18 protein-coding genes are annotated in these 23,788 nt (G+C 61.0%); 9 read left to right on the top strand and 9 right to left on the bottom strand.

Features of this window, described 5'->3' with window-relative positions; translation table 11 throughout:
- From P5540_17810 to miaA, 5 genes are all read right to left on the bottom strand, one after another.
- Window positions 1–2,443, bottom strand: a 2,443-nt coding sequence (locus P5540_17810) for a penicillin acylase family protein (GenBank protein HRT66679.1), incomplete at its 3' end; no start/stop codon positions are given.
- A gap of 115 nt (window positions 2,444–2,558) precedes the next feature.
- Window positions 2,559–3,098, bottom strand: coding sequence for an HAD hydrolase family protein (locus P5540_17805; protein HRT66678.1), 540 nt, complete (start codon window positions 3,096–3,098; stop codon window positions 2,559–2,561).
- A gap of 7 nt (window positions 3,099–3,105) precedes the next feature.
- Complete coding sequence (locus P5540_17800; protein ID HRT66677.1) at window positions 3,106–3,915, bottom strand: dienelactone hydrolase family protein; 810 nt, start codon at window positions 3,913–3,915, stop codon at window positions 3,106–3,108.
- On the bottom strand, window positions 3,912–5,204 hold the full coding sequence (locus P5540_17795; protein ID HRT66676.1) for a glycosyltransferase family 2 protein: 1,293 nt from the start codon (window positions 5,202–5,204) through the stop codon (window positions 3,912–3,914). Before P5540_17795 ends, P5540_17800 begins: the two co-directional genes overlap by 4 nt.
- Window positions 5,191–6,174, bottom strand: a complete 984-nt coding sequence (gene miaA / locus P5540_17790) for a tRNA (adenosine(37)-N6)-dimethylallyltransferase MiaA (GenBank protein ID HRT66675.1) — start codon at window positions 6,172–6,174, stop codon at window positions 5,191–5,193. The genes P5540_17795 and miaA overlap by 14 nt, the downstream gene beginning before the upstream one ends.
- A 65-nt stretch (window positions 6,175–6,239) precedes the next feature.
- On the opposite strand from miaA, the gene P5540_17785 reads away from it, so the two are divergent.
- From P5540_17785 to P5540_17775, 3 genes are read left to right on the top strand one after another with little or no spacing between them, the layout of a single operon-like run.
- Entirely contained in the window at window positions 6,240–7,430 is a 1,191-nt protein-coding gene (locus P5540_17785; GenBank protein HRT66674.1) for an LptF/LptG family permease, read from the top strand.
- On the top strand, window positions 7,427–8,515 hold the full coding sequence (locus P5540_17780) for an LptF/LptG family permease (GenBank protein ID HRT66673.1): 1,089 nt from the start codon (window positions 7,427–7,429) through the stop codon (window positions 8,513–8,515). The genes P5540_17785 and P5540_17780 overlap by 4 nt, the downstream gene beginning before the upstream one ends.
- Window positions 8,516–8,525: 10 nt before the next feature.
- Window positions 8,526–9,797, top strand: a complete 1,272-nt coding sequence (locus P5540_17775; GenBank protein HRT66672.1) for a Gfo/Idh/MocA family oxidoreductase — start codon at window positions 8,526–8,528, stop codon at window positions 9,795–9,797.
- 65 nt (window positions 9,798–9,862) lie between these two features.
- On the opposite strand, the gene P5540_17770 is transcribed toward P5540_17775, so the two are convergent.
- From P5540_17770 to P5540_17755, 4 genes are all read right to left on the bottom strand, one after another.
- Window positions 9,863–11,551, bottom strand: a complete 1,689-nt coding sequence (locus tag P5540_17770; GenBank protein HRT66671.1) for a hypothetical protein — start codon at window positions 11,549–11,551, stop codon at window positions 9,863–9,865.
- Window positions 11,548–12,996, bottom strand: a complete 1,449-nt coding sequence (locus P5540_17765; GenBank protein ID HRT66670.1) for a radical SAM protein — start codon at window positions 12,994–12,996, stop codon at window positions 11,548–11,550. Before P5540_17765 ends, P5540_17770 begins: the two co-directional genes overlap by 4 nt.
- A gap of 259 nt (window positions 12,997–13,255) precedes the next feature.
- Window positions 13,256–14,143 carry a methyltransferase domain-containing protein gene (locus P5540_17760; GenBank protein HRT66669.1) on the bottom strand — a complete coding sequence of 296 codons (888 nt, stop codon included), beginning with the start codon at window positions 14,141–14,143 and terminating at the stop codon, window positions 13,256–13,258.
- A 195-nt stretch (window positions 14,144–14,338) separates the two neighbouring features.
- Window positions 14,339–15,511 (bottom strand): cellulase family glycosylhydrolase, encoded by a 1,173-nt coding sequence (locus P5540_17755; GenBank protein ID HRT66668.1) that lies wholly within the window; start codon window positions 15,509–15,511, stop codon window positions 14,339–14,341.
- A gap of 305 nt (window positions 15,512–15,816) precedes the next feature.
- Here P5540_17755 and rpiB point away from each other — a divergent pair, with 305 nt between their 5' ends.
- The 6 genes from rpiB to P5540_17725 all read left to right on the top strand — a co-directional run bounded on the left by rpiB (window position 15,817) and on the right by P5540_17725 (window position 23,391).
- On the top strand, window positions 15,817–16,257 hold the full coding sequence (gene rpiB / locus P5540_17750) for a ribose 5-phosphate isomerase B (protein ID HRT66667.1): 441 nt from the start codon (window positions 15,817–15,819) through the stop codon (window positions 16,255–16,257).
- A gap of 181 nt (window positions 16,258–16,438) precedes the next feature.
- Window positions 16,439–17,482, top strand: coding sequence for a CHAD domain-containing protein (locus P5540_17745; GenBank protein HRT66666.1), 1,044 nt, complete (start codon window positions 16,439–16,441; stop codon window positions 17,480–17,482).
- A gap of 13 nt (window positions 17,483–17,495) precedes the next feature.
- Complete coding sequence (locus P5540_17740) at window positions 17,496–18,047, top strand: DJ-1/PfpI family protein (protein HRT66665.1); 552 nt, start codon at window positions 17,496–17,498, stop codon at window positions 18,045–18,047.
- A gap of 101 nt (window positions 18,048–18,148) precedes the next feature.
- Entirely contained in the window at window positions 18,149–18,997 is an 849-nt protein-coding gene (locus tag P5540_17735) for a sugar phosphate isomerase/epimerase family protein (GenBank protein HRT66664.1), read from the top strand.
- Window positions 18,998–19,190: 193 nt separating this feature from the next.
- The gene (gene carB, locus P5540_17730; GenBank protein HRT66663.1) at window positions 19,191–22,391 is read left to right on the top strand and encodes a carbamoyl-phosphate synthase large subunit; all 3,201 of its coding nucleotides are present in this window, start codon (window positions 19,191–19,193) and stop codon (window positions 22,389–22,391) included.
- Window positions 22,392–22,413: 22 nt separating this feature from the next.
- A complete protein-coding gene (locus tag P5540_17725) occupies window positions 22,414–23,391 on the top strand; it encodes a Gfo/Idh/MocA family oxidoreductase (GenBank protein ID HRT66662.1) in 978 nt (325 codons plus the stop codon).
- The last annotated feature ends 397 nt before the right edge of the window (window positions 23,392–23,788 follow it).

Genomic DNA, 23,788 nt, shown 5'->3' with positions numbered 1-23,788 from the left:
CTTCGCCTTCGCCCTCGCCTTCGCCTTCGCCTTCGCCCTCGCCTTCGCCTTCGCCCTCGCCCTCGCCTTCGCCTTCGCCTTCACCCTCGCCTTCGCCTTCGCCTTCACCCTCCCCTTCTCCTTCACCTTCCCCATCTCCTTCGCCTTCGCCCTCGCCCTCGCCTTCACCCTCCCCTTCTCCCTCGCCTTCGCCTTCGCCCTCGCCTTCGCCTTCGCCTTCGCCCTCGCCTTCACCCTCCCCTTCTCCCTCGCCTTCGCCTGTCTGGTCTGGAATCAGCGGATTAGTTCCGGCTGCGAATTCCACCTTATTCGAAATTCCATCGCCATCCCAATCGTTGAATCCGTCCAATTTCCCGTCTGGAACTGGCGAGAAAGCATCGCCGGTGCTGTCGGGGTCCACGGCATTGAACGGATTCTGTACGCCCACCGCATCGAGATCGAGATCGCGCACTTCGTCGCCGTCATTTATCCCGTCGCCATCGCTGTCCGGCAGAGCGCCGTTCGTTCCGGATATCGTTTCCTCCGGATCGTACAAACCGTCCCCGTCGCTGTCCGTATAGTAGGAAAACGGTTTTCGTTGCCAGTTGTCGTAGAGGTCCTGCTGGTCCCCGGTATGCGGTCCGGCAACGCCGTCTTTTCCGACGAAATCGCTCTGGCCGGGCGGAACGATGTTTTCGGCGATTGCGAACGGCGGAAGCAGTTGAACGACCTGTTCATAGGTGCCATGGACGCCCATATAGTAGGGCAGCAGCCGGAATTGTTCGTATGAAAGGGTTTCAAAAAGGTCGAGCATGCGAATGAGCGGAACCGCGTTGTCGTCGGTATTGTACCAGCCGTAATCGCCGTTGTCCCACCAGACGGCCGGTTTTGTGTTGAAATTGGCAAAATAGCCCTGACGGGGATTGGCGGCCTGCGGATGGCTTTCGAAGGGCAGGAATCCGATCCATTCCTGATCGCCGGCCCCCGACAGAGGCAAGCGCGGGTCGGCCCCATCCGGCAAAATGCGGTACCGGCCGGCCAGCACATAGCCGATAGCCCCGGTGATGTCCGCGTAGAGAAAATTGAGCGACACGGGAACCCTCGCCACGGCCTCGCGCCACTCGTTGATGTTTTGAATGCACGGAAATCGCAGCAATCCCTCGATGCCGCCCAGTTCGGCCTTCCAGAAGGTGTATCGCCACGCATAGGCAAGGTGGTTGGCCGTGTCGAAAAACCGCACGGGACCATGAACGTCGCGGTAGAAGATTTGCCGATGGTCGGGGCCGCCGCGTACCTTGAAGACTTCCTCGCGCGATTCAAGGCGGCGCCACGCCCCGTCGAACAGATAGCGCGTCGCATCGTTCGGGTCGAGTTGAAGGACATACGTGTCGGTATTGTCCGCCTTGCTCGACGTAATGGTCCATGCGAAATGGTTGGTATGCCCGATAAAGATGCCGGGTGTGCCGGGGAAACAGATCCCGGCGGCATGCATGCCCGGCCCGTGCATGTCCACCTCGAGCGCGCATTGCGGCCAGACGGCCTGCGGTTCCGGGATGGCTTTCATGTGCGGGCATCCGAACAGCATTGCGTGGCCCGTGCGCGATTTCGGGGGTGCGATGACGGCGCCGTAACTGCCGATGGACGGCGGAAACCGGACAAGGGCCGCGACGCGCGACAACCCTTCGCGCTCGCGCTTCATGGCGCTCACCAGCATTTTGTCAACCGGCGGATGAATTTTGAGACCATGCCGGCCGGCCGTTTTTTCGGGGGGAAATCCGCCGTCTTCGCCGGGGGGAATCGTGGTGGGCGCATCCGGGACGTTGATGGGATATTTTCGATTGAACGCCTCCTCGCCAATCGTGTTGTACTCGTCCAGGCGTTCGTATTCCATTCCGCCCCGAAGGCCGAAACGGCGCAGCATGACCTGGGCGCAGGCAGCCGAATCCAGCGCCGTCCACGGTGGAATCGGCTGTCCCGTTTCGTAAAGATGTTTCGGCATCAGGTTCCCGGGATCGGCGTTGACTTCGGCGATGCGGGCATTGATGCCGTCGGTGTAGGCGTGGAAAATCCCGCGGATATCTTCGGGCATCGCATCGAAAAGGAGTTGCCGCTCTTCCGGGGTATAGCCGATCAGGCGCATCGTGAAATCGTTTACCAGAATCGGCTCCGGATTTTCCGGCGATCCGTAGGTCTCGCCATACAATTCCGCGAGACGGCCCGTGGCGTACCGCCGGTTGTTTTCGCATTGGAGCAGGCGATCGTGCGCCACGGCGTATCCCATCGCGTAATAGGCCCCCCGAACGGTCTGCGCCACGATATGCGGAACGCCGAACGCGTCGCGGGTAATGCGAACCGCTTCGCCCTCCGCGTCTATCGTCGGGATCTCCGCCGCGGAAACGCCGTTTCCCCATGCCGCCAACGCCGACAGCGCCCACCCGATAAACACAACCTGCGCGCGAATCACGGCTACTCGCTCCTTGCCTGCGCCACGGGGTTCTCGTGGCGCTTATCCACTATACCACGGATACCGGGCCGCGCGGAGTTGGCCGTTTACCCGCGTTCAGGCGGCGAAACGGGCATCACTGAACCCCGTCTTTTCGATCGCAATACCGTTCGATGGCGGCCGCCCATTTACCCTGGGCACTCAGAATGCGATAGACCAGTTCGCGCAATGCGCCGCGTCCACCGGGCGCTTCGGTGCAGAGATGGGCGGCGGCCTTGGCTTCGGGCGCCGCATCGGCAACGGCCACGGCCAGCCCCACGGCCTGCATGGCCCGCACATCAATCAAATCGTCGCCGAGAAACGCCATTTCATCGAGTCCGATTCGATGGCGTTGGGCAATCTCCCGGCAGACACGGGCCTTGTCGCGGATGAATTCATGGGTTTCGCCACATTTCCATTGAGCCGCGATGGCGGCGATGGCCTTGCTGCCCAGCCCGGACACAAGCGCCGATTGGCCGCCCGACAGATGCCAGAGCGTCAGGGCCGTCGCGTCGCGGGCGTGCAGCGCGCGAAAGGGCCGCCCGTCGCCGTCGAACCAGATCAGCCCGTCGGTCAATACCCCGTCCACGTCGCACACGATAAAAGAAATTCGCCGTAGGCGATCTTCGATTGTCATGGCCGCGTCAGGGTTTCTTCGGATTATTTCCGCTTCCATCTTCACCTGCCGCAGGCTTTCGCTGTTTCAACAACCACGGGATGGAGGCCGGATCGCCGTAGGCGTTGTCCCACGAGTTGTGCCCCGTTCCCGGATACTCCGTATATTGAACATGTCCGCCGGCCCTGCGCACCGCCTCGACCATTTCGCGCGATTTTTCCGGCGGCACCGTGTCGTCGTCCGCGCCGTGAAAGGCCCATACGGGGCGCGCGGCAAGCTTGGCGGCATCGGCCGGGTTTCCGCCGCCGCAAATGGGCATGAAGGCCGCGAAGGTGTCCACATGGGCCGCGCCGTAAATCCAAGTTCCGAATCCGCCCATCGAAAGCCCCGTCAGATAGATCCGTTCGGGGTCCGCGCGATACGCCTCCAACGCGTCCTCCAGCGCCGCGGCGATGTGTTCGGGAACTTCGTGCCACCAGACATCCTTCGGACACTGCGGCATGACAACCAGACACGGAAACCGATCCGGATTGAGCCGGATGGCGTGTCCAATGCCCACTTCCGTCTGCAACAGTCCGTCGTCGCCGCGTTCGCCCGCGCCATGCAAAAACAAAATCAGCGGCCATGCCTTGTCCGGCGTGTATTCGCGGGGAACGTACACGACATAACGGCGATCGACGCCGCCAACCGAGACGCTCCGGTTGATGAATCCCGTTTGAACCGTTCTGTCGTTCATGCGCACTCCTTGCCGCGCGGCGCCCGCGCCGACCGCGCACGCCAGCGCCGCAGCGAAAACCATCAGCCATCCGGGGTGGTTCATTCGTCTTGCACGTTTCATGCGATGCCTCTTGGTCCCGGATCGGATGCCGCCCAGTCCCGCAGACGCCATAATACCGCCTTTTGCCGTTCCAGGTCATGTTCGATGCCCGGACCGAGTTCCGGGAGAGGCAAATCCACTTCCGAAGCCAGAAAGGCAAGCGCATCGAACGATTTCACCGGCGGAAATCCGTTGTCGCGGAGATAATGCAAGCATTTGATCGTGGAAAAACCGTCGAACCAGCGATGGAATTGCCAAAGCGCCTGCCGCGCATCGCGGCTGTTTGCCTGCAGCCGCGGCCAGATATCCGCAAACCGCCGGGCTTCAAGAAAGGCGCGCAGCGGCCCGGCGTCCGCCAGCAGTACATCCGGCCCGGCATCGGGACGCGATTCCACTCCAAGCAGCCAATCGCGCAGAAAAAGATACCCGCGCGGATCGTACAACCGATATTCGTCTTCCATTCCAGCCAGATGCCGGCGGACGCGCGCCCCGGTGCCAAACGGCACGCGATCCGACGGGCGCGCGGAAGGCCGGACAACCGTGTCGTGTATCAGCGCGACCGGCCCGGTCTTCGCGAGCGCCTGAAGAAAGTAGAAATCTTCCCCTGCCTGGCGCGGCTTCATGCCCGACACCGCCGCGTAGGCGTCCGCCCGGCATGCCATGGCGGATCCGATGGTATGGAATGCGTAGGGCGATCCAGCCATGCGCAAACCCATGACGTGGTAGCGCAGAAAGGTCTCGTAACATACGATGGCGGCCGCCTCGGCGGGGCTCAGCTCGATCGGGTGCGCATAATCAATGACGGCGGCCCACGCGCTCGCGCGCGACAGCGTTTCGCGTATCGCGCGAAGGTAGCCGGGCTGGACCCGCGTGTCGGCGTCGAGACAAACGAGGGCGCCCCGTGTGAAACCGTTGTGCGCGAGAAGGCCCAGGGCCCGGTCCATGCCGATCTTCCGGGCAAGACCGACGCCGCCCTCGCCCGGCAATTCGCACCCCGGCGAACTGGCGTCCACGCAGGCCAACCGCAACGGTCCGCCATTCTCCATCAACGGCCACAATCGGCGCAGCGTCTCCTGGTTTTCTTCCATGCACCCCGCGCCGGGCCGGTTGTTCACGACACAGACAACCAAGGTGCGGGCCAACTCGTCCGGATCGTCGGCGGCAAGGCTGTCGAGCGTGGAAAACAGTGTGTCGCGTTCCGCCATGACGGGAATCACGACTGCTTGGGCGATGCCTGCCGTATCGCCCGATACCAGCGGCCAGCGTTCCAGATCGGCATGGCGGGCCAGATATTTTTCAAGCGCCGTCATGGGGTTCCTGCAATTCGTCGGATCGGTCGGATCCGCCGGATCGGTTGGATCGTAAGCCCGCCCGATGAAGGATTTCCATCGCCGTCTCCGCGTCCGCGCGCGGAATCCAGTGAATGACGCAGCCTCTGCGCTCCATCCGGCGAAACCAAGTGTCCTGTCGCTTGGCAAACTGGCCTATGGCGGCGCCGAGTTTCTGGACAAGGTCGTTGCGGCGCGTGATTTTACCTTGGAGATACTCGGCGATGAACCGGTATTCGAGCCCGAGCCGTTCGAGCCGTTCCCACGGCACGCCGGCGGCATGCAGATCGCGCACTTCTTCGATCAGGCCTGCCTGGATGCGTTCGGCGAGGCGCAGGCGAATCCGATTCCGGAGTTCCTCCCGATTCCATAGCGCGCCGAGCACGACGGGGCGGATTTCCGGCGCCGGTTCAGGATCATGGTCGCGTGAATATTCGGCGATTTCAATGGCGCGGATGGTCCGCTCGCGCGTTTCGAGGTCCGTTGTATTGTGCAGGCGTGGCTTCAACGCCGCCAGCCGCGCCAGCAGCAAGGCATCGGAGAGTCCGGCCAATTCGGCCCGCAACGCGGGATTCTCCGGCACGGCAACCATCCGATACCGGGCAAGAACCGCTTCGAGGTAGAGTCCCGTTCCGCCGACAACCACCGGCAACGCCCCACGCGCCCGTATCGCCGCAAACGTTTCGTGGAAACGTTGCTGATAGTCGAAGACGCTGAATTCCTGCGAGAGATCCGCAATATCTATCAGATGGTAGGGCATGGCGGCGCCGTCAACCATGTATTCGCCGAGATCCTTCCCCGAACCGAGGTTCAGTTCCCGGTACACTTGCCGAGAATCCGCCGAAACGATTTCGCCGCCGAACGCATGGGCGATCCGCACGCCGAGCCGCGTCTTGCCCGACGCGGTCGGCCCCAGCACGACAATCGCATTGATGGGCGATGTTGACGCCACGCTGCCTACTCCGCATACTTATACGGAAACGGGCGCCCCAGCCTTGGGCACAGGGCGCCCCTCCGATGCCGTGGAACACCTTTACATTCCGCGGAATCGAGTGTATACCGTATGTTCATGCGATACAAACCGTCCATCCGGGAGCGGAAGTGAGCCTGATCAACCGATATATTCTGCGCCAGATCGCCGTGCCGGCGATTTTGGCCTTGACGGCCATCGCGGTGGTGGGCGTCGCCAGCGAGATCCGCGAACGGAGCGACGCGCTGCCGATTGCGGTGTTGACCCTTGGCGACGTCACGCGCCTGGCGCTGCTCTTTCTGCCGATGCTGGCCTCCTATATGGTGCCGATAACCTTCATGCTGGGCATTCTGCTGGCCTTTGGACGATTGGCGCAAAACAACGAGATTGTCGCCATGAAAACCGCCGGCATTCCGCTGAAACGGATTATTCTTCCGGTCATTCTGGCGGGTTTTGCGCTGAGCGGCGTTTCGTTTCTTGTGCAGGATCGCATCCAGCCGTGGGCCGTGGGCAAGGTGTACGACCTGTTGTACAGCGAATTGCCGCTCCGCCTGACCCTCGACGTGCTGCCGACGGGTGTCGTGAACGATTATGCGGGGTGGCGGGTCTATATCGGATCGCGCGATCGCGCCACCCGGAAGTACGAGAACATCATCATCCTGAAACCCGAAGAGGGCGGACGCGCCTCGGCCTATTATGCCGATTCGGCCCAATTCCTTCGGGAAGACGGAAAATCCGTGCTGGCCATGAACAATGTGCATCTGATTCCGCCCGGCGAGAGCGGTTACGTCCCACGCCTCAAGACCGATTCGATGCGGCTGGTCCTGCCGGAAATCATCCCCAAGAAGCGGCCCATGACGCAGATTGACCAGACCCTGCGGCAACTGTTGGAGCGCGAGAAGGCCTTGAAAGCGGAAGTCGCCCAAAACCCGACCGAACTGCGCAAGGACGATCTGCGCAAGTTGCGCCGGGAAATCGCCGAACGGCTCGCGATGCCGTTCGCGTGCCTGGCGGTGACGCTGGCCGCGGCGCCGATTGGGGCCCGGGCCAACCGTTCGGGCCGCTCCTACGCATTTGCCATGGGAGGCCTGCTGATCGTGGGGTTTTATGTCCTGCAAACGGCCGCCATGCCCAAGTCGCTGGTTCCGCTCAGCATGGACATGCTGCGCGCCTGGCTGCCGAACCTTGTTCTTGGAGGGGTGGGCGCAATATTGCTCTGGCGGGTGGACCGTGTATGACGCTGCTTGACCGATACTACGGCCGCCGCCTCGCTGCAACGCTGGTCAAGGCGATCGCCGCCCTTGTCTTCATCTTTATCCTGATAGACCTGCTGACGCACCGGCGCGGCCAGATTATGCGGTACGACATTCCATGGACGATCGTCTTTTCCTATTATCTGGCGTATATTCCCCAAATTCTTTACACCTACCAGATAGGCGCCCTCTCGATGTTGGTGGTCACGCTGCTTGTGTTGGGGGAAGCCGCCCAGAACAACGAAATCACGGCCGCGTTCGCCGGCGGGATCAGCCTGCGCCGCTTGATTCGTGGGCCGCTCGTCGTGGCCGTCGTTTTTGCCATCATCCTCTTCGTAGCGCAGGATATTCTTGGGGCGCCCGCCAACCGGAAAGCCCGGGAGATCGAGTCCCGCTATTTCTCGCGGGCGCAACAGAACAGCCGGAAAGGCATTAGTTGGCCAAGCCTGGAAGGCGGTTGGACCTGCCACATCATGAAATTCAACAAGACGGCCCTGACGGGCGAGGACGTGTTTCTGCACTCGAACCGTCCCGAAAGCGTCCAGCAGATCCTCGCAAAACGCATTTACTGGGACGACGAAACGCGGCGCTGGATGATCGAAGACGGTCGCTGGCTCATGCTTGACCCGAAAAACGACTGGCAGGGACCTGTCAACCGGATTACACTCCAGCCGGCCCCCATCCAAGAAACGCCGGAAGACCTTTTCGCGCTCGACGAGCCGCCGGAAACCAAGCCTTTCGCGGCACTGGCGCGCGACATCGAACGCGCGCAGGCGCGTGGCATACCCGTGTCAGGTCCGCTCGCGGAACTGCATGCGAAGATTGCCCAGCCGGTTCTGGGCATTGTCATGCTGCTGCTGGCGGTTCCGTTTGCGATGCGTCTGCGCCGCGGCGGCCTTGCCATCGGCTTCGGCGTGGGCACGGCCATCGCGCTGGCCTACCTTCTGGCGTTCCGGCTGTCCATGGCGCTTGGAGCCGCGGATCGCTTACCGCCCATCGCGGCGGCCTGGCTGGCCAACATCCTGTTTTTCTCGCTGGCCGTGATCATGTTTCGTCGGACACAAACCTAGGCGCCGAGCCATGAATGAAAAGAAAACGTTTTCAAGGCGCGACTTTTTGAAAGGCGCCTGCGCGGCCATGGCCGGGCCGTATGTCGTGCCGTCTTCGGCGTTCGGGGCAAACGAAAAGCTTACGGTGGGCACGGTGGGCATGGGACCGCAGGGCCGGGCGGTCATGGAAATGTTCATGGCCAGTCCGGACGCGCGCGTCGTCGCCGTATGCGACGTGAACGCCCTGAGACGTGAAGAGGCGCGCCGGAGAGTGGAGGAAGCCGGTGGACGAAAAGGCTGCGCCGCCTACAATGATTTTCGCGAACTGATTGCGCGACCGGACCTGGACATCATCCATTGTGCGACGCCGGATCATTGGCATGTTCCCATTGCGCTGGAAGCGGCCCGGGCCGGCAAGGACATGTACGTCGAAAAACCGCTGGGGCTTGCCGTCGAACACGACAAGGCCCTTCGCGACGCCATTCACGCCCGCGGCAATGTCTTCCAGTTCGGCACGCAGCATCGGTCCGAGGCAAATTTCCGGTTTGCGTGCGAACTGGTGCGCAACGGCCGCATCGGCAGGCTGCACACCATCCGCGTCGCGCTCGACGCGAGCAAACGGTCGCCGAATTTTCCGCCCATGCCCGTGCCCGAATGGCTCGACTACGACCTGTGGCTCGGTCCGGCGCCCCTTGCGCCCTACACCGAGAACCGGATTGTCAATCGCTACTGGTGGCATATCTCGGACTATACGCTGGGTTTCGTGGCCGGCCAAAACATCCATTTCGCCGACATCGCCCAATGGGGAAACGGCACGGAACACACGGGACCGGTCGAAATCGAGGGCTGGGGCGTTTTCCCGGAAGAAGGACTGACGGATTGCGCCATCGCCTATAATACGCGGCACACCTTTTCCAACGGCGTCGTGATGCATCTCACCGACGATGTCGAAAATCCCATGGGAGTCCGTTTCGAGGGCGACAAGGGCTGGGTATTCGTCAGTCTCGGCCTGATTGACGCCGAACCGAAGTCACTCCTGCGCACGGTATTCGATCCCGGCGAACCGCGCCTGTATAAAAGCATCAACCACGTGCAGAATTTCTTGGATTGTGTCCGATCGCGCCGCGAAACGATTTGCCCGATCGACCAAGCCGTCCGATCCGACACCATCTGCCACTTGGCCGACATTGCCATGCGGCTCAAGCGCCGCCTGAGGTGGGATCCCGCCAAGGAACGATTTATCGCCGACGACGAAGCCAACCGCATGCTTTCCCGCGCCATGCGCGCCCCCTGGCATCTGTAATGCCAAAAAAGCGATCCGTCGGATCGGTCGGATCCGTCAAATCGGTCCGATCCGCCCCGGCTGACTCACCCGTCCCGCACCCGATATACCGAGTAGCGCCCCGCCACGAACACCCGCTCGATAAACGGAAGCCCCAAGGCGTCGCATGCCTCGCTCGCGATTTCATGCCCGTTTGGATCGGACAGACATTCGCGTTTTTGCAGCAGTACGAATCGGACGTTCCGCTTGCCGGCCAGTTGCCGGAACGTTTTTTCGTCGCGGTTTTTCAATGCGTCGAACATCGCGTTCTTCTCCTCGATCCGCTGCTGAAAATCCACATACAGATTTGAGTACCAGATCATGTTGGCGACCAGTTTGCGGCCAGTGGCGTTGATCAGCCGGGCCGCCACGTCCCATTCGCACAAAAACGCATCGTCTGGTTTCGTGTTCGTCGTTATCCAGTCATAAACCGCACGGGTGTCCCCGTGCGCGGCGCGGAAAGATTCCGAATATTTCATGACGCCGTATTCCGAGCCTTCACGGTATCCCGCGGCGAGAACGGCGAAGGCTGCAAAGGCCGCCACCCCCCCGCCAAAATGCAACAGGCCGCGGCGGCTCCGCATGGAATTTTCCATGGATAGCGCATCGTATGCCGCCGAAAGGATCCCGCTTGTCCCGGTGACGATCCCGCAACCGAGCAGAAGCGCTTTCGCGGCGGAGATGAACAACATGGCGTGATGGCCCGGCACAATCTGGCCGATATAGACCTGCCAGTTTTCGTTGACGATTTGAACCATGTACGAATAGGCCAGAAAGCCGATGCCTCCCGCCCACCACAGCACGGCCATCCTGTTTTCCGCGCGGCGGCGCAACCCGCGCAGCAGGAGGAGCAGTCCAATCGCGGCAAAGAAGGTGGACGGAGTCATGCACTCCCGCAGGAAGGCCGGCAGCCGCTTTAGTTCGATATACGGATCGGTGTACCGCGTCGGCCAACTGTTGAGAATATGAAAACGGTAATTCCAGATTATCGAGTATGTGTAGGGCAGGCTGGCCGTGAACGCCACGAGGATCATCCCCGCGTATTCCCGGATTCCCCTCCACAGCGCACCCTGCCTCGACAAGCCATGCCAGCGAACGGCTTCGGACAGCGTCAGGACAAAGCCCAGAACGACCGCCGGCGCCGTGTGCCCGATAAACGTCGTCCCCCACAAAACACCCGTAATCATGCGCCAGCGCATTCCGCCCACGCGAAGGAACCGCGTGTAGGCCAGCAAGGTCAGGAAAAAAAGGGACAGGGTGAAATTGCCGGCCAGCAGCGTGGGTGAATACGTGGCGGCCATCCATACCGGCTTCGTCGCCGGCCTTCCGAACAGCAGGTACGCCGTCCCGGCCAGCGCCACCCACGGCCCGAACCAATAGGCCGACAACACAAAGAAGGCCGCCGGCACAAGCAGATTCAGCAAAGGCCCCAGCCGGATATCCGCGTCAACGGGATCCGCGCCCGTGGCCCATGATCCGAACGCGACGCATGCCGCAATCAGCGGATTGTACCAAAGCGTTTCCCCGGCATAGGCCGGATCTTCCGGGTAACGGCCGTTCAGAATGGCGTGGGCCATTCCGACATCGCGCAACGAATCGAAATTATCCGTCCATGCGACGCCGGACGCGGCGCGCGACGCATGGACATACAAATAGCCGCACGCAAGAAACACGGTCAGGCCGGCAGCCAGGCAGGAAAGCACTGCCCATTTCCGATCCCCGTGCTCGGCGTTCACGCGCGGGCCGCCTTGGAGGCCGCCCGCGCGGCCGTCCGGTTCAACGCGAGATATAAAATCCGCGGCGCGTAAAGGGGCAGTTGCAGGCGACGCGGATAGTCGCGCACTATGCGAAACAGGCGCTTGGGGTTGCCATAGAACCGCAGCGTTCCGCGCCGTATGCAGCGGTCGAGCGCCTCGTCGGGGATATCGGACAAATTGACAATCGGCTTGTAGGTGTAGTCCGTTTCCGCGAAATCCACCCGCGCCAACTTGTCGGGCCGGTCGCGTTTCACGATGTTGTACAACTCCGTATTCGGATAAGGCATGACGCGATAGAACAGCGCCGCGTGCAGGCGCGATTCGCACGCCACGTCTATCGTTTGCCGCGCCTCTTCAAGCGTTTCGGTCGGAAAACCGAACATCTGGAAACCGTACGCGAAAACGCCGCGCTTGACAGCCATCTCGACGGCGTCCAAATAGCGGGAAATGTTCAGGCGTTTGCCGATGTACTCCTGGACGCGCGGCGATCCCGATTCGAGCGCGAATGCGGCGATATACAAGCCGGCGTCCACCAGCGCGTCGATCGTTTCCCGCGTCAGGATGTCCGTGCGCACGCTGTTCGGCAGGGCAATCTTGATGCGCAGCCCCCGTTGCCGCATGAGATCGCTGAACGCAATCACGCGGCCGGCATCGAAATTGAAAATATCGTCGAAGATTTCGATCTCGTCTATGCCGAACACGCTTTGGTAATGGGCTATTTCCTCGACGATCCGCTCGGCGGAATGTGCCCGAAAACGTTTTCCAAACACGTTGTGGCAATAGATGCAGCGATAGGGACAGCCCCGGCTGCTGAACATCGCGACAAACCGCCTCGGCGGCGGCATGACGGATTGCGACCAATGTTTCCAGTATTTGCGCACGTCTATCAAGTCGTAGGCCGGAAATGGAAGCGTGTCCAGATCGTTCACAACCGGCGCCTCGCCCGGATTGCAGGCAATGGTTCCGTCAGGGGTCCGCCAGAAAAGGCCGGGAATATCGGCGAAGCCCTCCCCGTTTGCGCGCGCTTGCACGATCCGCGCCAAACTGATTTCGCCTTCGCCCGCGACCGCCGCGTCGCCCGCGTTTCCCTCAAGGGACTCCCTCCCCATCGCCGTGACGTGCGGGCCGCCCAACACAATCAAGGCGCGCGGCAATGCGTCCCGTATCGCGCGCGTAAACCCGCCAAGCAAATGCGCGTGCGACGTAAAACACGTGAAGCCGACCACATCGGGACGCGCGGCCACAATGCGCCCAACCGTTTCCTCGTCGGAAAAATCGTCCACCCGCTGATCGACGATAACAACGTCCGCGCCGGCCTCCCGGCGCGCATACGCGGCAAGGTACAGCAGCCCCAACGGCGGCGAAACCAGGCGATAGGATCCCCTGCGCCCGATATTTACAAGCACAACCCGCAATCCGCTCATTGTCTACCTCTGTCAACCGGATGCGGCTATCTTACAACAGATTGAAACACCGGATGAAGGGATGCGCCCAAAACCGGTGACGGACACCAAAAATTTCGGCTTGCCACATGGACAAGCCGGACTTTGTGGGCTATAGGGCCCTGTACGGTGTTTCGCCGCCCGCGTGAAGTCCGCGGGGGCCCTAATGTCCCTTTTGTCCATAATTTGGGCAAGAATGTCGCCTACAATACGCGATCTCAGGATGAAAGGTCGAAGCCGGTCACGTCTTCACCGCAAGGATGTCCATGTTCATGCCGGTCCGCAACACGCGGAAAAGGCCGTTCATCAAACGGTAGAAAACGCGCCACTTCACGTTCAATCGCGCAAAGGACTGCCAGCGCACGACACGCACATGGACAATTCGAAATCCCGACGATTCAACCAGCAGCCGCAGGGATGCCGGGCTGTGCGCATAGACATGGAAGGGGTGGTGAATCGCCCATGGATACGGATATTCGCGCCCGCGCGACACGGCCGGCACGACCGTTTTTTGCACGAAATGGGTGGTCCGGTACACGCTCGGGGCGATGATCGGCGCGGCCAGCAGCAGCGCGCCGCCCGGACGTAACAACCGCCGCGCCGCGCTGAGAAACCGTTTCGGCTCCATTACATGCTCGATGACCTGCGATGCGTGGATTACGTCGAAGGACGCGCCGGGCAGGGCGGCTTCTTCCAGCACGCCGCAATGCACCGGACATCCGATGGCCGCCGCCGTCCGCGCACAGGCCGCCTCGCCCAGATCGATTCCCTGCACATTCCATCCGCGTTCCTTGGCGGCGCGCAGGAAGGTGCCGACCGAACACCCGACATCGAGAAGATTTCCGGAAAACCCCCGGTTTGCCAGTAGTTCGAGGCGGGGAATGAAGTTGTTTCTCAGATTCTCGTCTTCGAGCGCCGCATCGTCGTAATGCGCGTGGTATTCGCTCGATTCCTCGGCCCATTGCGCATCGTAAAAGGCTTTCTGTTCGGATTCGGACGGCAGCGGCCAGTAGAAGAATAACCCGCATCCGCAACAACGCATTTCGCGCCGTCCGTCGCGCAGGGCAAACGCCACGCGCGGCGTTCCCCCGCAGACCGGGCACTGCGTGCATGTTTCTGAACCGTTCATGTGCGCACCGCCTTTCAGGGCATGTTTCAAAAGGTAATGGAACAGACTGTCCAGCCTGTTTCAATGCCTTTTTCTCGGTTCACACAAGGACAGACTAGACAGTCTGTCTTACATAAAGAGTACATGTTACTTTTGAAACACGCTCTCAGGAAAACCGCAACGAAACGAAACACGCGGCGCGCAGATGCGGCGCTTTCACCGCCCCGCGCCGGTAAGATTCCGGATCAACGCAATTTCGCCCGCCGAATAGGGGGTCCCGTCCTTGCGGAACACGTCGTGGAACCACGGGTTCGGCTCTTCCTTCAGGGGCTTTTCCCAGGAACTCCAAGGGTAGATGGTTTGCGATCGGCCGCTGACGAGTCCCCAGTTGATGGCGCCCACGTTTTCTCCCTTGAAAAAGGGCATGATGGTTTCAAAGGTGCTTCCGGAGCCGCGCGACATGTATTCGGTGCATATAATCGGGCGCCCGGCCTTTTTCAGCCACGCCACGGCGGTCTTTGCCGCCGGCAACGGCTCGTAGGTGTGGAAGGTGATGATGTCGGACCGTTCGAGCATGACCTTGTCCAGCGGCGCCACAGGATGAGTGCGCCGCCCGACCTGCACCCAAACGCCGGCGGTCAGCGGCTGGGAAGGATTGATCTCGCGACCCCAGTCAAACAGCAGATTCAATAGGGCAAGATGCGCGGCTTCCCGATCTTCCTGCTTCCAGTTGTCCTCGTATTGCGGCACGGGATTGCCCGGCTCGTTCATCAGATCCCACGCAAGCACGCGGCGGTCGTCCTTGAAGCGCGACAAGATGGCGGTCAGATACGGCTTGAGTTCGCCGTAACGGGCGGGATCCTTCTGGATGTCCACGTGCGGACTCTGGACCCATCGCGAGTTGTGCACGCCGGGAACCGGCTCCTTCTGCGGGCCTGTCTTTGGATACGGATCCCACACGCAGTCGAACAGCACGAAAACCGTCTTGATGCCGTGCTTGCCGGCAATGTCCAGGTACTCCGCCATACGCTTCTCGAATCCCCGGGCGTCGTCCGACCACGCCATGTCGTGGAGGTACACGCGCATCACATTGAAGCCGATCCCCGCCGCCCAGCCCAATTCGCGATCGATCGTCGCCGGGTCCCATGTATCCGCCTGCCACATTTCGAATTGATTCGACGCGGTGCTGGGCACAAAATTGGCGCCGGCCGGCCAGGGTTGTTCCGCATACCAGCGATTGGCGCGTTCCGCGCTCCACCGGCCCTCCTCCAAATCCCAACGGATATCCGATGAATCCGCCGCCATCCCCGGCGCGCACGCCAAAAGGCCGGCCATGAAGGCAATGCCCGAATTGATTCCCGAACACATGCCACTTCTTGAAATCAACATCCTCGTCGTTCCTTTTTCGGTTGCCCGTCAACCCGCGCATACCGTACCTGTTTGACCGGTTGGCGCGCAAATTCCGCGCCCCGCCCAAAAAGTGGAAACGACCACAACAAATGTGGAAACTTTGACAACGGACGGAGAAAGATTGTGTTTCTTCGCGTTCGATAACCTAACGCCGAATTCCCATTCGGATTGACTGCCATTGTGTGCGCCTCAATGAATTGGGGCGCCGCGGGCCGTTGCGCCGAGTTGGTTCATGCGTCCCGACATCTCTTGGCATGGTGACGGCCATTGAAGGAGGAACTGAGATGCGCATCGCGGTTGGAAGCGATCATGCGGCCTACGAGGGCGAAACACCTTATAAACCCGCGATTACGGCGTATATCGAGGCGCGGGGCCATGCGGTCGTGGATTGCGGCACGAACGGTCCGGAATCGGTGGACTACCCGGATTTCGCCCGCAACGTATGCGATGCCATTCTCGATGGAGAGGCGGACATGGGGGTGCTCGTGTGCGGCACCGGCATCGGCATGGGCATCGCCGCCAACCGGAACGCCGGCATACGCGCGGCCGTTTGCGCCAATGAAACGATGGCGAGGCTCGCCCGCGAGCACAACGATGCGAATGTGTTGTGCCTGGGCCGCCGTGTACTGACGCTGGACGAATGCATCGCGATTCTTGATGTATTCCTTGAAACTCCCTTCAGCGGCGGTGAACGCCATTGCCGGCGCGTTGCAAAAATGGGCTGAGTTCGCGGCGCCCGCGCGCGAAAAAATGCTGACTTTTTCCCCGAAAATGGATATACTGTTTACGCTGTCGGTTGGCGGCAAGTAACGGGCCGTCCGCTTGCGCGTTTGGGCGCGTCAAGCGGATGCGCACGGCGTATCGTCCCGCGTTTCTTGGGCCATGGGCGAATCAGGGAGATACCGAGTGGGCGCGCGAATGTCGGATCCGGGTTTTTCACCGGTGAAAGCGTATCTTAAGGCGCAATTGCGCGAAATGCGACGGAAACAGGAGAAACTGGCGCTTGAAGATCCCGACGCCATCCACGACGTCCGGGTAGCCACGCGGCGGTTGCGTGCGCTGCTGTCGGAACAGGGCCGATGGTTTCCGTCGGGACGCGTCAAACGCGCCGCCGGTTTGCTCGGGACAATTGGCCGTGGATTGGGTCGCGCGCGCGAGTTGGACGTTTGCCTCGAGTTGCTGAAAACCGTGCTGGATGTGCGCGACGCGCGGGAAAAGGATTCCGCGGCGGTCGTCTGTCCGAAATCCGCCGTTTCGAGCCTTTACACCCTGCGTTCGCTCGAGGAAATGCGGGCCACCGAATCGTCCGCGGTTCAACGCGCGGCAAGATTGTTGGCCGGCGAGCGATTCGCCCGGATTTTCACGGAATTGTCCGAGGTCCGCGGTTCCCATGCGCCGTATGGTCCCAAACGCGCCTCCCGGCGCATGGGCCGTCGCTATGAATCGGTGATCGAAACCTACCTCGCGTGGCTCGCCCATCCTTCCGAGGAAACGCTTCATCGGCTACGGATTGCCTTCAAGAAACTACGCTACACCTGCGAAATTTACCGGAAATGCACGATCGTGGACGCCGGACAGCCGGAATCGAAAAGTTGCAATGCGTCCTCTGAAGCCCATAGTCTGTTGGAACGTTTCATAGACGAATTGAAGGCGGCCCAGGACCGTTTGGGCGAATGGCACGACGTGGTCGTCTTGCGGCGTTACCTGGTCCAAATCGTGGAGGACGCGCCCGACCGGGAGCGTCCCGGATGCCGTGCGTTGCTGCTTCGGCTCGACAAGGCAAGCGCGAAGCGGCTACGGTCGTTTCAGTCGTATGCGCGCCGGTTTTTCGGGAAAGCGAAGACAGCGAAAACACGGGCGATGCTGGACGGATTGTTCAAGACGCCGTCCCCCAAAACCAAGGCGGGAAAAAACGGCGACGGACATTCCGGGGTGCAAAACGTTTCGTGAGGGAACTCGAGCCATGAACAAATACGCATTGATTCCGCTGGCGCAGGGATGCGAGGAAATGGAAGCGGTCACGATCATTGATTTGCTGCGCCGGGCGGGCGTCGAAGTGACCACCGCCGGGCTGGATCGCGAACCGGTCAAGGCCAGCCGGGGCACGGTGCTGATCCCCGACGTTTTATTGGAGGAGGCGATCAAAAAGCCGTTCGACATGATCGCGCTGCCGGGCGGCCAGCCGGGCACGGACAATCTGGCGAACGACGAGCGCATCATCTCGCTTGTCCAACGCATGGCGGCGGCGGGCCAATGGGTGTGCGCCATTTGCGCGGCGCCCGCCGTGCTCGGAAAGGCGGGCGTGCTGGCCGGCAAACGCGCGACCAGCTACCCCGGCGTGCTCGACAAGATGGAATTGCCCGGCGTGACCTACACGGGCGCGGCGGTCGAGCGCGACGGAAATGTCATTACCTCGCGTGGACCCGGCACGGCCCTGGCGTTTGGTCTCGAATTGGTGGAGGCGTTGACGGGCAGGGAAATACGCGACCGCGTAGACAAGTCGCTGGTCAGATGATTTTGGATTGATGAGGAAGGAATGAACGCGGCCGGGAATGCGCAGGGCGTTTAGCGCGCGCCCCGGCCTGTCGCCCGACGTTGGAAATGAAAGGATCACGCATGTTTTTTTCGGGTATTTCGGATGAAGCGGGACAAGGCATTGACAACCAGATCAAGGCGCATCGCGAACTGGGCTGGACGCATCTCGAACTGCGCATGATTGACGGGCAGAACCTGACGATGCTGCCGGACGCAGCGTTCGACGCGGTGTTCGAGAAGGTGACGGCAGCGGGGATGAATGTGTCGTGCTTCGCCAGCGCCATCGCGAACTGGGCGCGCCCGATTACCTGCGATCCGAACATAGACATCGAGGATCTGAAACGCGCGATCCCGCGCATGCACCGGTTCGGCACGCCATTCATCCGCGTCATGAGTTATCCAAACGACAAGGACCACCCGTTGCCGGAACCGGAATGGCGCAGGGAGGCCATCCGCCGCATGAAGACGCTCGCGAAGATCGCCGAAGACGGCGGCGTCACGCTGGCGCACGAAAACTGCAGCGGTTGGGGCGGCCTCTCGGCGGAAAACAGCAATATCCTGCTCGGCGAAGTCAACAGCCCGGCGCTGAAGGTCGTCTTCGACACGGGCAATCCGCCGACCTACCGGCAGAACTCCTGGGACTACTACCAAGCCGTCTACAAGGACATCGTGTACGTCCACATCAAGGACGCGCGCATCGTGGAGGACAAGGAAGTCTACACGTACTGCGGCGAGGGCGACGGATACGTCAAGGAGATCGTACGCGACCTGCTCGCAAAAGGATACGACGGCGGATTTTCGATCGAGCCGCACTTGGCCGCGGTCATTCACACAGGCCAAAAGGCCGACACCGAACAACATCTCTACGAGTCGTACGTTGAATACGGCCGCAGGCTGATGAAAATCGTCGAGGATACGCGGAAACGGTAATTTCCACGGGATCCGATTCCCTTGCCACAACGCCGGGAACCGCTTTGGGGAAAGTAGTCCCGAACCTGCTCGTTGTGGTAGTGTACCGCCTTGCATGAAGCCGGCAGAGGGCTGAAGCATGTCCACGCATGGTTCTATTCGTGTGTCCATGCGTGTATTCGACCATGGAAATGCAACGAGAAAGGGAACCAGTATGCCCCGCAGGGACGACATCAAAAAAGTCATGATTATCGGTTCAGGCCCCATTGTCATCGGGCAGGCCTGCGAATTCGACTATTCGGGAACCCAAGCGTGCAAGGCGCTTCGCAAACTCGGTTACGAGATCGTGCTGGTCAATTCGAATCCGGCGACGATCATGACGGATCCGGGCATGGCGGACGCGACCTATATCGAGCCGCTGAATCTGGCGCGCATGACGGAAATCATCGAAAAGGAACGCCCGGACGCGCTGCTGCCAAACCTGGGCGGCCAGTCGGGCTTGAATCTCTCGGCGGAATTGTACAAGGCGGGCGTCCTGGACAAATACGGCGTCAAGGTCATCGGCGTCCAAGTAGACGCCATCGAGCGCGGGGAAGACCGGCAGGCGTTCAAAGACACCATGAACCGCTTGGGCATTGAAATGCCCCAAAGCGAACTGGCGTACAGCGTCGAGGAGGCGGAACGCATCGCGGATCGTCTGGGTTATCCGGTGGTGATTCGCCCCGCGTATACCATGGGCGGCACGGGCGGCGGGCTGGTCTACAACGTCGAGGAACTTCGGGTAATCGCCGCGCGTGGCATTTCGGCAAGCCTTGTGGGTCAAATTCTGGTCGAGGAATCGGTCTTGGGCTGGGAAGAACTCGAGCTCGAAGTCGTGCGCGATTCCAAGAACCAGATGATCACGGTGTGCTTCATCGAAAACGTGGACGCCATGGGCGTGCACACGGGCGATTCGTACTGCGTGGCGCCGATGCTGACGATTGCGCCCGAACTGCAACAACGGCTGCAAAAATATTCCTACGACATCGTCGAGGCCATCCAGGTCATCGGCGGCACGAACATCCAGTTTGCGCACGATCCAAAAACCGGCCGCGTCGTCGTGATCGAAATCAATCCGAGAACGTCGCGGTCGTCGGCCCTGGCCTCGAAGGCGACCGGATTCCCCATCGCGATGGTGTCGTCCATGCTCGCGGGCGGCGTCACGCTGGACGAAATCCCCTACTGGCGGGAGGGAACGCTTGACAAATACGCGCCGTGGGGCGATTACGTGGTCGTAAAGTTCTGTCGCTGGGCCTTCGAGAAATTCAAGGGGGTCGAGGACAAACTCGGCACCCAGATGCGGGCGGTCGGCGAGGCCATGAGCATCGGCAAGACGTACAAGGAGGCCTTCCAGAAGGCCATTCGATCGATCGAAAACGGCCGGTATGGACTCGGTTTCGCGAAGGATTTCAACAAGAAACCCCTCGACGAACTCATGCGCATGCTGGCCTTCGCCAGCAGCGAGCGCCAGTTCATCATGTACGAGGCGCTGCGCAAGGGCGCCACGGTCAGGGATCTCCATGCAAAAACACACATCAAGGCGTGGTTCATCGAACAGATGAAGGAACTGGTCGAACTCGAGGAAAAGATGCTGGCCTTCAAGGGCAAGGGTCTGCCGGACGACCTGCTTGTTCAAGCGAAAAAGGACGGCTTTTCGGACAAGTATCTCGCGCAAATTCTGGGACTTCCGGAAGCGGATCTGCGCCGGCAGCGCATTGGACTCGGCGTCGTGGAGTCATGGGACATCCTGCCGGTCAGCGGCGTGGAAAATGCCGCGTATTACTATTCCACCTACAACGGCCCGGACAAGGTTGCGTCCAATCCGGCGCGGAAGATCATGGTGCTGGGCGGCGGACCGAACCGCATCGGCCAGGGCATCGAATTCGACTACTGTTGCGTGCATGCGGCCTTTGCCCTGCGCGATCAAGGCATCGAGTCCATCATGGTCAACTGCAATCCGGAAACCGTCTCGACGGACTACGACACGTCGAACCGGCTGTATTTCGAGCCGTTGACCGTGGAAGACGTGTTGAGCATTTACGAGAAGGAAAAACCGGAAGGGATCATCGTGCAGTTTGGCGGCCAGACGCCGCTGAACATCGCCCGGGAACTCGCGGAGGCCGGCGTGCGGATTCTCGGCACGTCGTGGGAAACGATAGATCTTGCGGAAGATCGCGACCGTTTCCGGAAGGTCATTCGGCGTCTGGGCATTCCGCAACCCGAATCCGGCATGGCCAGCAACGTCGAGGAAGCCTTGTCCATCGCCGGGGAAATCGGTTATCCGCTGATGGTGCGGCCCTCGTATGTGCTGGGCGGGCGCGGAATGGAGATCGTTTACGACGAGGCCATGCTGCGCCACTATGTGTCGGCGGCGGTCGGCGTAACGCCGGAACGGCCGATCCTGATTGACAAGTTTCTCGAAAACGCCATCGAGTGCGAGGCGGACGCCATCGCGGACGGAACGGACGCCTTTGTCCCGACCGTCATGGAGCACATCGAACTGGCGGGCATTCATTCAGGCGATTCGGCCTGTGTGATCCCGCCCATCAGCATCCCCGCAAAGCACATTGACACCATCTGCCGCTATACCCGGCAGATTGCCATGGATTTGAACGTGATTGGGTTGATGAATATCCAATACGCCATCTACAACGACACGGTCTATATCCTGGAAGCCAATCCGCGCGCCTCGCGCACCGTCCCGCTGGTGTCGAAGGTGTGCAATATCTCGATGGTGAACATCGCGACCCGGTTGATGCTGGGCGAAAAATTGGCGGATCTCGACCTCAAACAAAAGGCGGTCCCCCATTTTGGCGTGAAGGAAGCGGTGTTCCCCTTCAACATGTTCCCGGAGGTGGATCCGGTGCTGGGACCCGAAATGCGTTCGACGGGCGAGGTCCTCGGCATGGCGGATTCCTTCGGCTTGGCCTTCTACAAGGCCGAAGAAGCCACGCAGTCGCGCCTGCCCTCGGAGGGTTGCGTGTTGATCACCGTGACGGATCGCGACAAGCCGGGCATTCTCGAGGCGGCGCGGCAACTACAAAGCCTTGGTTTCCGCATTCGGGCCACCAGCGGAACACATGCCTTTCTCTCGGCCAACGGGATCAAGTCCGAACCGATCGCGAAACTTCACGAGGACCGTCCGCACCTGCTCGACGCGCTGCGGAACGGGGAAATACAACTCGTAATCAACACGCCGAACGGCAAGTATGGAACGGACGACGACTCCTATATCCGCAAGGCGGCCATCAAACACAAAATTCCCTATATCACGACCACGGCGGCGGCCATCGCCGCGGCACGCGGCATCGCGGCATATCGGCAGGAAAAACAGCAGGTGCGTTCGCTTCAGGAGTATCACGCGGGCATAGGCTGATCCGGCCGAACGGGGATACGACATGGCATTGGTTCGCTGGGGCATATTGGGAACGGCGGCGATTGCGGAATCGCTGGCCGAAGGCATCCGCCTCAGTTCGAACAGCCATTTGACGGCGATCGCGAGCCGGGATGCGGCCAAGGCCAAGGCATGGGCGGATCGTTTCGATGTGCCGCATGCGTTCGGTTCTTATGATGAACTGCTGCGTTCGGGCGTGGTGGACGCCGTCTACATCCCCCTGCCAAACAGTCTGCATGCGGAATGGACGATTCGTTCGCTGGAAGCCGGCCTGCCCGTGCTGTGCGAGAAACCGTTGACGGCCAACGCCGCCGAGGCGCGCGAAATCCTGCGCGCGCGCGACCGGACCGGCCTGCCCGTCATGGAAGCGTTCATGTACCGCTATCATCCCATGTACGCCCGTGTGCGTGCATGCCTGGATGAAGGCGCCATCGGCGAGGTGATCGGCATTCATGGCGTTTTTTCGTTCTTTCTTGACGATCCGTCCAGCATTGTCGCGTCGCCTGACTTGGCGGGCGGCGCGCTGCTCGACGTCGGATGCTACCCCGTGAATTTGTCGAGGCTCGTGGCCGGATGTGAACCGGTGCGGGCAAGCGCGATGATGCGCGGCGGCGCGGTTGACAACACGCTTATCGGCATGCTCGAGTTCCCCAACGGACTGCTCGCGCAAATTGAATGCAGCATCGAATGTTTCGAGCGCGTCCGCGCGGAAATTACCGGCACAAGGGGCGCCATCGTGATGGAATCGCCGTGGAACCCCGGCAACCGGCGCGCGGAGTTCATCCTGTGCCGGGAAGGCGCCACGGAACGTATCGAAACACCCGGCGCAAACCGCTTTCAACTCGAGGTCGAAGACTTTGCAAATGCCGTCCGGACGGGCACGGCGCCCCGGTGGCCCATCGAGGATGCCGTGGCCAACATGGCCGCGCTCGATGCGCTCATCACGGCGGCGCGGACCGGCACAGTCGTCGCCGTTGGATAATCGGAACGACGTTATGTCATTTTGCCATGCATAGTGTCGCTGAGCAGAAGACCTGAGTTCAACGCCGCGCTTAGATTTCGCTGTAAGTCGTTATTTCACAAGGCGGCCATTCCCGATTTGGGTGTCCCGGGTGTACACAGGTCGCATGTTTGTGCGTAAGAAGCCCAACCCGTCCGGGTCAGTCAGTGTGCAGGCGATCGACATATTCGGCGGCTACCGCGTGGTCAAGACCCTCGGTACGGCTCGTGATCCGCAGGAGGTGCAGCGACTGGTCGAAATGGGTAGGTTGTTCATCGCCCGTCACAGCGGGCAATACTACGTTTCGGGCATTTGTCCAAGAGCTAATCGAGTAGGGGGGGGGGTTGCCCCTCTCCCCCTCTCACACCACCGGGCATAC

It is taken from the genome of Candidatus Hydrogenedentota bacterium (genome assembly GCA_035450225.1).
Classification (GTDB): domain Bacteria; phylum Hydrogenedentota; class Hydrogenedentia; order Hydrogenedentales; family SLHB01; genus DSVR01.
The sequence above is the reverse complement of the archived record's forward strand: the minus strand, read 5'-3'. Positions and strand labels throughout refer to the sequence as shown.

Excerpts from the sequence above, each read along its gene's own strand:
- P5540_17805 (HRT66678.1), bottom strand. The coding sequence starts at position 3,098 with ATGACAATCGAAGATCGCCTACGGCGAATTTCTTTTATCGTGTGCGAC.
- P5540_17800 (HRT66677.1), bottom strand. The coding sequence starts at position 3,915 with ATGAAACGTGCAAGACGAATGAACCACCCCGGATGGCTGATGGTTTTC.
- P5540_17795 (HRT66676.1), bottom strand. The coding sequence starts at position 5,204 with ATGACGGCGCTTGAAAAATATCTGGCCCGCCATGCCGATCTGGAACGC.
- P5540_17785 (HRT66674.1), top strand. The coding sequence starts at position 6,240 with ATGCCGTGGAACACCTTTACATTCCGCGGAATCGAGTGTATACCGTAT.
- P5540_17780 (HRT66673.1), top strand. The coding sequence starts at position 7,427 with ATGACGCTGCTTGACCGATACTACGGCCGCCGCCTCGCTGCAACGCTG.
- P5540_17775 (HRT66672.1), top strand. The coding sequence starts at position 8,526 with ATGAATGAAAAGAAAACGTTTTCAAGGCGCGACTTTTTGAAAGGCGCC.
- P5540_17765 (HRT66670.1), bottom strand. The coding sequence starts at position 12,996 with ATGAGCGGATTGCGGGTTGTGCTTGTAAATATCGGGCGCAGGGGATCC.
- P5540_17760 (HRT66669.1), bottom strand. The coding sequence starts at position 14,143 with ATGAACGGTTCAGAAACATGCACGCAGTGCCCGGTCTGCGGGGGAACG.
- P5540_17755 (HRT66668.1), bottom strand. The coding sequence starts at position 15,511 with ATGTTGATTTCAAGAAGTGGCATGTGTTCGGGAATCAATTCGGGCATT.
- rpiB (HRT66667.1), top strand. The coding sequence starts at position 15,817 with ATGCGCATCGCGGTTGGAAGCGATCATGCGGCCTACGAGGGCGAAACA.
- P5540_17740 (HRT66665.1), top strand. The coding sequence starts at position 17,496 with ATGAACAAATACGCATTGATTCCGCTGGCGCAGGGATGCGAGGAAATG.
- P5540_17735 (HRT66664.1), top strand. The coding sequence starts at position 18,149 with ATGTTTTTTTCGGGTATTTCGGATGAAGCGGGACAAGGCATTGACAAC.
- carB (HRT66663.1), top strand. The coding sequence starts at position 19,191 with ATGCCCCGCAGGGACGACATCAAAAAAGTCATGATTATCGGTTCAGGC.
- P5540_17725 (HRT66662.1), top strand. The coding sequence starts at position 22,414 with ATGGCATTGGTTCGCTGGGGCATATTGGGAACGGCGGCGATTGCGGAA.